Below are 8,822 nucleotides of genomic sequence, written 5' to 3' on the forward strand. Positions count from 1 at the left end.
GGTTTGGGCAACGCCCAAGAAAAGCTGTTTTCATCGCAATTTGTAAGGCACAAACAGCAACGCTGTTTGTGTGCTAAAGCAAAGTTTGATAAAACAGGCGACAGCCTTTTAAAAGAAATACTTCATTAATAAATAATAAGGAAGAATGGCTTTTGTGTTACTGTCGCAGTTATAAGGTGTTCGCTATTGTGTTCAAGCCAACAAACAGCCTGCTGTTTGGTTATCAAAATTTTGCATAAACTTAAAGTATTTGTGGGCTTTGCCCACACCCACAACCTTTGAAAAAGGTTGACCAAATTTTTATGTTCGAGCATAAAGTCTGTAATAATTAAAACAAAATTTCCCAACCGTTGCTAAAACATAGTTTATCAATGTAACTTCAACATTAAAACAAATCATTTAATTACAAGCCACAAAATTATATTTGCCGCTAAAAATACAACATTAAACACAGTAAATATTCCAAGATATTTAGCAATACTTACGCTTTCTTTTTGAATAAATTTAAACGAAATAAGACTTGCCATTGACGCTATCAAGGTTCCGAGTCCACCGATATTTACACCAATCATTAAAGTTGTGGCATTATTTGTAAAGCCTGAAAGCAGTATTGCGGCAGGCACATTTGAAAACACCTGACTTGCAAGCACACCTACTAACACCTCATTACCATCAACTGCACTTGAAAGCCAACTGTTAATCTGACTAATGTTTCCAAGATTTCCAATAAAAATAAATAGAAATACAAATGTAAACAACAAGCTATAATCAACCTTAATAAGCACTTTTCTGTCAAAAATCAGCACAAATGTCAACACTACTGCAAGCAAAATCAAAAAGTTAAGTACTCTAAATACGCTCAGCAAAGCTACAATAAATAAACCTATATACATAGCCAACAGCTTTTTCTTAAAGGTAAGCTCTTCCCTTTTCTCGGTCTTTATAATCATTGACTTATCCGAAAACAGCGAAAAACACACAAGCATTGCAAGTGATAACATAGCAAATGGCATTATTGTTATAAAGAAATCTGTAATACTCATATTATAAGCCGAAAACAGATACAAATTTTGAGGATTGCCTATCGGTGTAAGCATACTGCCAAGATTTGCCGCAATAGTTTCAAGCGTTACAACAAATATCATTCTGTTTTGTTTTTCTGCCAGTTTTAAAATCACTATTGTAAACGGAACAAAGGTTATCAGGGCAACATCGTTTGTAATTATCATTGAGCTGAAAAAGCACAGCAACAGAAGCGACAGCGTAACACCTCGCATTGTTTTTACTTTGCCGAGCAAATTTTCAGCAAGCAACCAAAATACGCCCAATTTATTAAACCCTGCCATTATCGTCATTAGCGAAAACAAAAGTCCAAGCGTGCGAAAATCTATGTATCCAAGGTACTCGTTGTTTGGCGGTGCAAAAAACATTGAAACTACCGCAAGTACAAACGATACAGTAAGCACAATCTCTTTCTTTAGAAAAGTAAATATTTTTCGCATTTATAAAATCACCACAAAAAGCGGTATGAGAATCCCCATACCGCTGAATTTATTAGATTAAAGATCTGCTTCGGCAACCTTCATCATAATTGCACATTCCATACGCTTTTTGAAAAGCTCACAGCCATACTCATAAATGCCTGTAATTGAGCCTGTAGCATGGTAGGCATTTGCCGCACAACCACCACTGCAATAAAGCTTAGTCCAACAATCCTTACAATTTGGTCTTGCATAAGCATTACAAAGCTTAAATTCGTCCTGAATAGCAGTGTTTGTAACACCATCATAAATATTACCAAGGCTATACTTAGGGTCGCCAACGAACTGATGACATGGATACAACTCACCCCAAGGAGTAACAGCCATATATTCCGTACCGGAACCACAGCCTGAAATTCTCTTGTAAATGCAGGGACCGCCTGTAAGGTCAATCATATAGTGATAGAAAGTGAGCGGTCTGCCCTCTTTTTCACGCTTGAGCATTTCCTTTGCAAGAATTTCATACTGCTCAAAAAGAACAGGTAAATCGTCATATGTAAGAGCATATGGGTCTTCCGGTGAACAAACAACCGGTTCCATCGAAAGCTCAGTAAAACCGAGGTCAGCCATATGGAAAATATCGTTTGTAAAGTCGGTATTGTTATGTGTATATGTGCCACGAACATAATACCCCTTGTTACCACGCTTTTTAACAAATTCTTGGAACTTTGGTACGATAATATCGTAGCTGCCCTTGCCGTTTACAGTCTTTCTGAGGTGGTCGTGTACCTCTTTTCTGCCGTCAAGGCTAAGTACAACATTGTGACATTCCTTGTTTGCAAATTCGATTACATCATCATCAACAAGCATACCGTTTGTTGTGAGCGTGAAACGGAAATTCTTGTTCTTTTCCTTTTCAATGCTTCTTGCATAGGCAACAATCTGCTTTACAACATCAAAGTTCATAAGAGGTTCGCCGCCAAAGAAGTCAACTTCAAGGTTTACTCTGCTGCCTGAATTTTCAATAAGAAAATCAATAGCTCTCTTACCCACCTCAAAGCTCATTAAAGCTCTGTCACCGTGGTACTTACCCTGACTTGCAAAGCAGTGTTCGCAATTAAGATTACAGGTATGAGCAATATGCAAGCATAAAGCCTTGATTACCGTATTTCTCTTTTTAAAGTCAAATGCAAGATCCTCGTACTTATCTGTAGTAAAAAGCTTGCCGTTGTCCTTTAATTCTGTAACATCGTCATAGCAATCTGAAATTTCATCAGCGGTAATTTCAGAGTTATCCTTGTATTTGTCAAGCATAGCCTTGATTATGCTTTCTTTATCAGAATTTTCGTACATTTCAATAACATCATAAGCAAGGTCATCCACACAATGAACGCTGCCGCTGAAAACATCAAGAACAATGTTATATCCGTTTAACTTATACTGGTGTATCATATAATTTCTCCAAAACCATTTTATAGACAAAAGGAAAGCCGTTCTCCAAAAGGTGAAACGGCTGAAAATCCTTTTTAATGCAAAATCTGCACAGCTAAATTATTTCTCGCTGAGGCACTTCTCGCACTGCTGGTTAGCAACGCCGCAAGATGTTTTGCAAGCTGACTGACAAGATGTCTGACACTCGCCACAACCGCCTGTTTTAACGCTCTTTTTAAGGTCACGAGTTTCAATAGTCTTAATTCTTTTCATAGAAAATCATACTCCTTGTAAGATTATATTACCATTATAATATCACATAATGCGAAATTTGTCAATAACAACAAAATTACAATTTGTGTAATTTGTAAGAATTTTTCGTTGCTGCCCTGCAAGCCTTTTGCCAAATCCGCTTTGCCTGTACATAATAAATCCGACAGTTGTCGTAATTACTTCTGTAATAGGGAAAGTAAACCAAAAGATTTCAAGTCCAAAGTGAGCAAGCACCCAGCCGAGAGGAACAAAAAGAACAATTGTACGCAAAACAGTAAGTGCCGAGCTTTTAAACGCCGAACCAATCGCTTGAAAAAACACAGGAAATATAAGAGAAGTTACCATAGGCACAAAAGAAATTGCAATTACTCTGAGAGCATACGCACCAATTCTTATTACCTCACTATCCTTAGAAAATGTACCCATAAGCCCTGCCGGCATAATTTCAAAGCACAACACACCTATCAGCATCAGCACCATTCCAAGCAAAACAGCGTCTTTGAGTGTTTTATTGCATCGTTCCCTGTTGCCGGCACTGTAATTAAAACTGATTACCGGCACTATGCAAGTCTGCATTGCTCCAAGGGGTATAAAAAATATTGTCTGCCATTTATAATAAAGTCCAAGTGCAGTTACAGCCTGGTCGGAAAAGCCTTTTAATATAAGATTCAAACCAAATATGTAAAATGTATATGCTGACTGCATAAGAATATTCGGAAAACCTAAGTGGTAAATCCTCTTTATGTATTCCTTATATTTTGAAATCTCAGGTGAACGCTTGCAACCCTTTTTCATAACAATTAATGCCGCCGCAATCTGTCCAACAACAGTTGCTATAGCTGCACCGGCAATGCCAAGCTCAGAGAAAAATCCTAAACCGAAAATCAGCAACGGATCAAGAGCAATATTTACTATTGCACCCACAATCTGAGCAATCATAGGAATTTTCATATTGCCTGTTGCCTGCATAACCTTTGTCCAGATGCTTTCAAAAAACAGTCCAAAGCTAAACACGCAAACTATTCTGCCATATACAACTACTTCATTTGCAATTTCTTGTGAATTTGTAGAAATATTTGCATAAAAAGGCATTATAAACCAGCATACAAGTGCAAATAAAAACCACATTGCAAAAGCAAGAAAGTTACCTATTCCTGCGGTTTCATCACTCTTTTTCTGATTATCAACACCAAGAAAATGTGCCATCAAAGTATTAATTCCAACACCTGTGCCCACTGCAAGTGCAATCATCAACAGCTGAATCGGATAAATAATTGACAAAGCGGTAAGTCCCGATTCCGAGTAATTTCCAATAAAAAAGCTGTCTATTATGTTATACAATGCCTGAATAAGCTGAGCGAGCATAACAGGAGGAGCAAGCCTTAGCAATATGCCAAATATTTTATCCTTTCCAAAATCTATTTCCTTTTTCTTTACCCTATCCAATTAAATTGCCTCCGCAAAATCACTCAAATTCATATTTTAAAACCGCACAATTTTTTACACCAAAATCAGCGTATTCAGAATTAGTCATCTCATAGAAATACGAATTAACAACCCTTGCAATACCATTATGTGCCACAAGAATACAGGTTTCACCGCTTGCCTTTACATCATCAAGCAGATTATAAATTCTCTGTGCAAGGTGCAGCATAGACTCACCGCCGTCATATCGGCACACAAAATCACCCTTTGCTACTCTGAATTCCTCTCCGTCCCTTGCAGTACCTTCAAATCTGCCAAAATTCTGTTCCTTGAGCCTTTCCTCTTCAAAAGCAGGAATACCTGTTATTTTCGAAATATGCAAGGCGGTTTTTTTCGCCCTTATAAGCGGTGAATATAAAATTTTATCAGCCTTTATATTATCAGCAAGTATCTTTTTGCCGGTTTCTATTGCCTGTTCGTGTCCCTTTGCCGTTAAATCAATATCGGTAGCACCGCAGATTTTGTTTTCAACATTCCATACAGTTTCACCGTGTCTTACAAAATAAACACAACCCATACTATCTCCCTTTCATTGTAAGAACTATCATATATACTTTATCAAAAAAGCAATCATAATTCAAGGCACAAGCCAAATTTGGTACTAAATTTATATATTTGCATAATATGTTACTGAGTAAACAAGCTCGGAAAGGAGAAATTTTTATGGATTTAATCAATACAGTAATTTCAAGATACACCACACCAAAATTTCCCGAAAAGACTCCGCCGGCAATGGCATATGTGCCATTTCAGGAAAGCAGTCCCAAAACCTACTCCCCCGTTCAGGCACTCGATGCCGGAACAATTTTTCCAGAGTTAAACAAGCCATTTTACGGCAATAAATGCGGTGGTGTAAAAAATGACTGAGAGAGAAATTCTTTTAAAGAAAATATCAACATATCAATTTGCTATCTTGGATCTACAGATTTTCCTCGATACTCACCCATATGACCAACAGGTACTTTCGCAGATTAAAGAGTGCAAAGAAAAACTTTTGCCACTCGTTGAAGAATATGAAGAAAAATACGGTCCTTTGCGTAAAGAAGCAAACACAGCAAATAAATGGCAGTGGGTAAAAAATCCTTGGCCATGGGATAACGAGGAGGATTTGTAATGTTTGTATATGAAAAAAAACTGCAATATCCGGTAAATATCAAGCAAACAAACGCAAAGCTTGCTAAAATTATAATTACACAATACGGAGGTGCCGACGGTGAGCTCGGTGCGTCACTCAGATATTTAAGTCAGCGATTTACAATGCCACTGCCGGAATTAAAAGCTACTTTAACAGACATTGGTACAGAAGAATTAAATCACCTTGAGATGATAGGTGCAATCGTGTATCAGCTAACAAAAGACCTTACCGAAGATGAAATCAAAAAGCAGGGATTTGAAGATTATTTTGTTGACCACACCACAGGTGTATATCCGCAATCTGCAGGAGGTTCATCTTTTACAGCCGCATCTATGCAGGTAAAGGGCGACCCAATTACTGACCTCCATGAGAATATGGCAGCTGAACAGAAAGCTCGATCAACCTACGATAATATTCTCAGACTTTGTGATGACTACGATGTAAAAGACCCCATAAGATTTCTGCGTGAGCGTGAAGTCGTTCATTATCAAAGATTTGGCGAAAATCTAAGACTTATGACCGACAAGCTTGATGAAAAGAATTTCTATGCGTTCAATCCGTCATTTGATAAAAAATGCTTTAATAATTGTATGAAGAAAAAATAAAACGATAAAACGGTTGTCAAGTTATGGCAACCGTTTTACAGCTTCTTATATGATATAACATTCTATTTTGTTTTTATATAATAACTTTATTGGCATTTTTAAGATATCCAAAAGTTTGATAATTAAACTTAAGTATTTTGCTTATATAAAGTGCATATGTTATAAATCTTTGCAACCGCCAAACCACATTATAAACTGCTTACTGTGAGTAATAGTGTTTATATTTTTGTTGACATTTTCATCAATTTTGCGTATAATAATATTGGAACTCGAGTTGTTAAGTATTCTGGGTAATTGGTACCCTGCATGCTTAATTATACTTTGAGTTCTTTTTTGTTTTTCTCTAATGATGCATAAAAGCTTGCCCACTCTTCTCTTGACAATGCCTTTCTGGAATCTCTCCTTTTACCCTGAATTGTATCATCTGTTGCATACTTTATGTCGGAAATGTTATCATTTTCTTTTATATTGACTTTGTTACCCTCATGTGCTAATATTTTATAGGAAGCTGTACCACTAAGCGTTTCGGACGTTTGCGAGAGGGATTTATTTTCACTTGGCGTAGTGGCAAGGCTTTCTTTATTTTTGCCTGAATACATTGTTTGAAGTGTTAAATCATGATGCTTTGCTGAAACATATGTCACAGCTATTGTTTTACCATTAATGGTTTTTACAAATATAATTACAGGCTTATTTTCATATTTTTTATCTCCTAAATATATTTCATCAGGATTAGTAATTATTTTAGCAAAATTCAAAAAGTCACTTTTAGCAATCGCTCTTTGACCTCTCAAATTTTCTTTTATTTCATCGCCATGGTCATATTTTAAAATTTTTCTTATTTCTGATGAGCGTAATACTAAATTATATCCTGAAATATTTAAACCTGTTTTGCTATATATAAATTCGCCTAATTTGGAAGAAATTTTACCTATATATATTTTCTTATTAATATCATTATTTAATGATTTTGTGATAAAATCTTCAAATTGTGCATTATCACGATATATTAATATATTTTTGCTTGACTGCCAATTTTCTTTTTCTTTATCAGAATATTTTTCTATACTTTTTTCATCCTGAATTGTATCATCTGTTGCATACTTTATATCTGAGAAATCCTCATTTACTCCAATGTCACTGGAAATTCCTTTATCAATTCCTGAAATTCTTCCGGATACCTCTTGCTCAATATTTTCAAAAGCTCCGCTTCCGTTGGATTGTCCTGCAAAATTTCCTCTATCTGAAACACTCTCTCATGTGAGCTTAATAAACCTCCCACTATTGCGGTTGTATCGTTTGAATACTGATCCAAACACTTCAGAATAATGTTGCAAAATTGTTCTGATGTACTTTTCATTGCACCCATTCCTTTCACATTTCATTAATACTTCAATCGGATTACTGGTTTTATCATGAATATTATAATCATAATTCTCAATAAAGTAAATATTTCTTATTACAGGATTATTACCAATAGATTCATAGCAAACCAATTTGTACATATGAAATTTATTATTAATTGGAATCAATATTCCGTTGTCGCCAATTCTAAAAGCATTTCTCTGATTGTTTTTCTCCAGTAATGCATAAAAGCTTGCCCACTCTTCTCTTGACAATGCCTTTCTAAAATCTCGCCTTTTACCCTGAATTGTATCATCTGTTGCATACTTTATGTCTGAGGTATCTTCATCTAACAGTACTGAGGATACTTCTCCTTGAGCTTTTTCATTACTTCTTCCTCTGATGTTGCTTTCTTTATTATATCCGTAACGGCTAAAATTGCCTGGTAATGTTGCTCTAATCCCTGTATCATCTCTCCCTTTTTGATAGCTATAATCATACGCATTATAGTATCTGACATTTTCTTCTCCATACACAAGTGGAGCAGTTTCCCAGATACCTTCATACTTTCTTCTACTGTAATTTCTTTGTTTATTGACATAACCAAGAGTTTCCTCCTTAACATATTCTGCATAAGTTTCATTTTCGGCATTAATAAGGAACACACCGTAAATTGCAGGATCATTGTATGTTCCTCCAATCATCACAATCTTGTTGTTTACTTCAACAATCCTCGTGCCGTCGGCAAGCATATTGTCCGTCCTGCTGTTTAAGCGTCTGTCTAATTCACTGTATTTCTCATTAAGCAATTTCATGTCTTCTCTGTTAAACAATCCATTTGCCCAGCCACGCTTATTATACACCCTTATTCCTTCATCATCAAGACTTTCCAGGTTATCATACTTTTCATCCTGAATTGTATAATCAACAGCATATTTTTTATTTTTACTGTTTTCGCTATTTTTAATATTGACATTTTTTAAACTTTGGGATATACTATCTGAGGCATCGAAAGGTATAAAGGCCGTTTTAGGACTTTTTGAAGTCCCAGCGGAGGTTCTTTCGGTG

Annotated in this window: 10 protein-coding genes; 3 read left to right on the forward strand and 7 right to left on the reverse strand. The window is 35.9% G+C overall.

What is annotated here, in order from left to right; all coding sequences use genetic code 11:
* Positions 1-395 precede the first annotated feature (395 nt).
* The 5 genes from ACJMMI_RS05710 to ACJMMI_RS05730 form a co-directional block, all read right to left on the reverse strand.
* Positions 396-1,502: an SLC13 family permease gene (locus ACJMMI_RS05710; protein ID WP_405354243.1), complete on the reverse strand. Its 1,107-nt coding sequence runs from the start codon at positions 1,500-1,502 to the stop codon at positions 396-398.
* 57 nt (positions 1,503-1,559) lie between these two features.
* Entirely contained in the window at positions 1,560-2,933 is a 1,374-nt protein-coding gene (gene scfB / locus ACJMMI_RS05715; protein ID WP_405354244.1) for a thioether cross-link-forming SCIFF peptide maturase, read from the reverse strand.
* Positions 2,934-3,032: 99 nt separating this feature from the next.
* Positions 3,033-3,185, reverse strand: coding sequence for a six-cysteine ranthipeptide SCIFF (gene scfA / locus ACJMMI_RS05720; protein WP_022234662.1), 153 nt, complete (start codon positions 3,183-3,185; stop codon positions 3,033-3,035).
* Between the two features lie 42 nt (positions 3,186-3,227).
* Positions 3,228-4,631 (reverse strand): MATE family efflux transporter, encoded by a 1,404-nt coding sequence (locus ACJMMI_RS05725; RefSeq protein WP_405354245.1) that lies wholly within the window; start codon positions 4,629-4,631, stop codon positions 3,228-3,230.
* 19 nt (positions 4,632-4,650) lie between these two features.
* A complete protein-coding gene (locus ACJMMI_RS05730; RefSeq protein ID WP_405354246.1) occupies positions 4,651-5,187 on the reverse strand; it encodes a histidine phosphatase family protein in 537 nt (178 codons plus the stop codon).
* Positions 5,188-5,333: 146 nt separating this feature from the next.
* On the opposite strand from ACJMMI_RS05730, the gene ACJMMI_RS05735 reads away from it, so the two are divergent.
* The 3 genes from ACJMMI_RS05735 to ACJMMI_RS05745 are packed head-to-tail and all read left to right on the forward strand — an operon-like array spanning position 5,334 to position 6,410.
* On the forward strand, positions 5,334-5,537 hold the full coding sequence (locus ACJMMI_RS05735; RefSeq protein WP_405354247.1) for a spore coat associated protein CotJA: 204 nt from the start codon (positions 5,334-5,336) through the stop codon (positions 5,535-5,537).
* Positions 5,530-5,784 (forward strand): spore coat protein CotJB, encoded by a 255-nt coding sequence (locus ACJMMI_RS05740; RefSeq protein ID WP_405354248.1) that lies wholly within the window; start codon positions 5,530-5,532, stop codon positions 5,782-5,784. The genes ACJMMI_RS05735 and ACJMMI_RS05740 overlap by 8 nt, the downstream gene beginning before the upstream one ends.
* Positions 5,784-6,410, forward strand: a complete 627-nt coding sequence (locus ACJMMI_RS05745; RefSeq protein ID WP_405354249.1) for a manganese catalase family protein — start codon at positions 5,784-5,786, stop codon at positions 6,408-6,410. Before ACJMMI_RS05740 ends, ACJMMI_RS05745 begins: the two co-directional genes overlap by 1 nt.
* Positions 6,411-6,724: 314 nt before the next feature.
* Here ACJMMI_RS05745 and ACJMMI_RS05750 read toward each other — a convergent pair whose 3' ends face one another.
* Together ACJMMI_RS05750 and ACJMMI_RS05755 are read right to left on the reverse strand one after the other, a co-directional pair.
* Positions 6,725-7,603 (reverse strand): hypothetical protein, encoded by an 879-nt coding sequence (locus ACJMMI_RS05750; RefSeq protein WP_405354251.1) that lies wholly within the window; start codon positions 7,601-7,603, stop codon positions 6,725-6,727.
* Between the two features lie 63 nt (positions 7,604-7,666).
* Positions 7,667-8,822, reverse strand: a 1,156-nt coding sequence (locus tag ACJMMI_RS05755; RefSeq protein WP_405354250.1) for a hypothetical protein, incomplete at its 5' end; no start/stop codon positions are given.

Origin of the sequence: Ruminococcus sp. (assembly GCF_045129435.1) — a bacterium.
In the GTDB taxonomy this organism is placed as follows: Bacteria; Bacillota; Clostridia; order Oscillospirales; family Acutalibacteraceae; genus Ruminococcoides.

What these genes read in the sequence shown, in the direction of transcription:
- ACJMMI_RS05710 (WP_405354243.1), bottom strand. Translation starts at nt 1,502, where the DNA reads ATGCGAAAAATATTTACTTTTCTAAAGAAAGAGATTGTGCTTACTGTA.
- scfA (WP_022234662.1), bottom strand. Translation starts at nt 3,185, where the DNA reads ATGAAAAGAATTAAGACTATTGAAACTCGTGACCTTAAAAAGAGCGTT.
- ACJMMI_RS05745 (WP_405354249.1), top strand. Translation starts at nt 5,784, where the DNA reads ATGTTTGTATATGAAAAAAAACTGCAATATCCGGTAAATATCAAGCAA.
- ACJMMI_RS05735 (WP_405354247.1), top strand. Translation starts at nt 5,334, where the DNA reads ATGGATTTAATCAATACAGTAATTTCAAGATACACCACACCAAAATTT.
- ACJMMI_RS05740 (WP_405354248.1), top strand. Translation starts at nt 5,530, where the DNA reads ATGACTGAGAGAGAAATTCTTTTAAAGAAAATATCAACATATCAATTT.
- ACJMMI_RS05730 (WP_405354246.1), bottom strand. Translation starts at nt 5,187, where the DNA reads ATGGGTTGTGTTTATTTTGTAAGACACGGTGAAACTGTATGGAATGTT.
- scfB (WP_405354244.1), bottom strand. Translation starts at nt 2,933, where the DNA reads ATGATACACCAGTATAAGTTAAACGGATATAACATTGTTCTTGATGTT.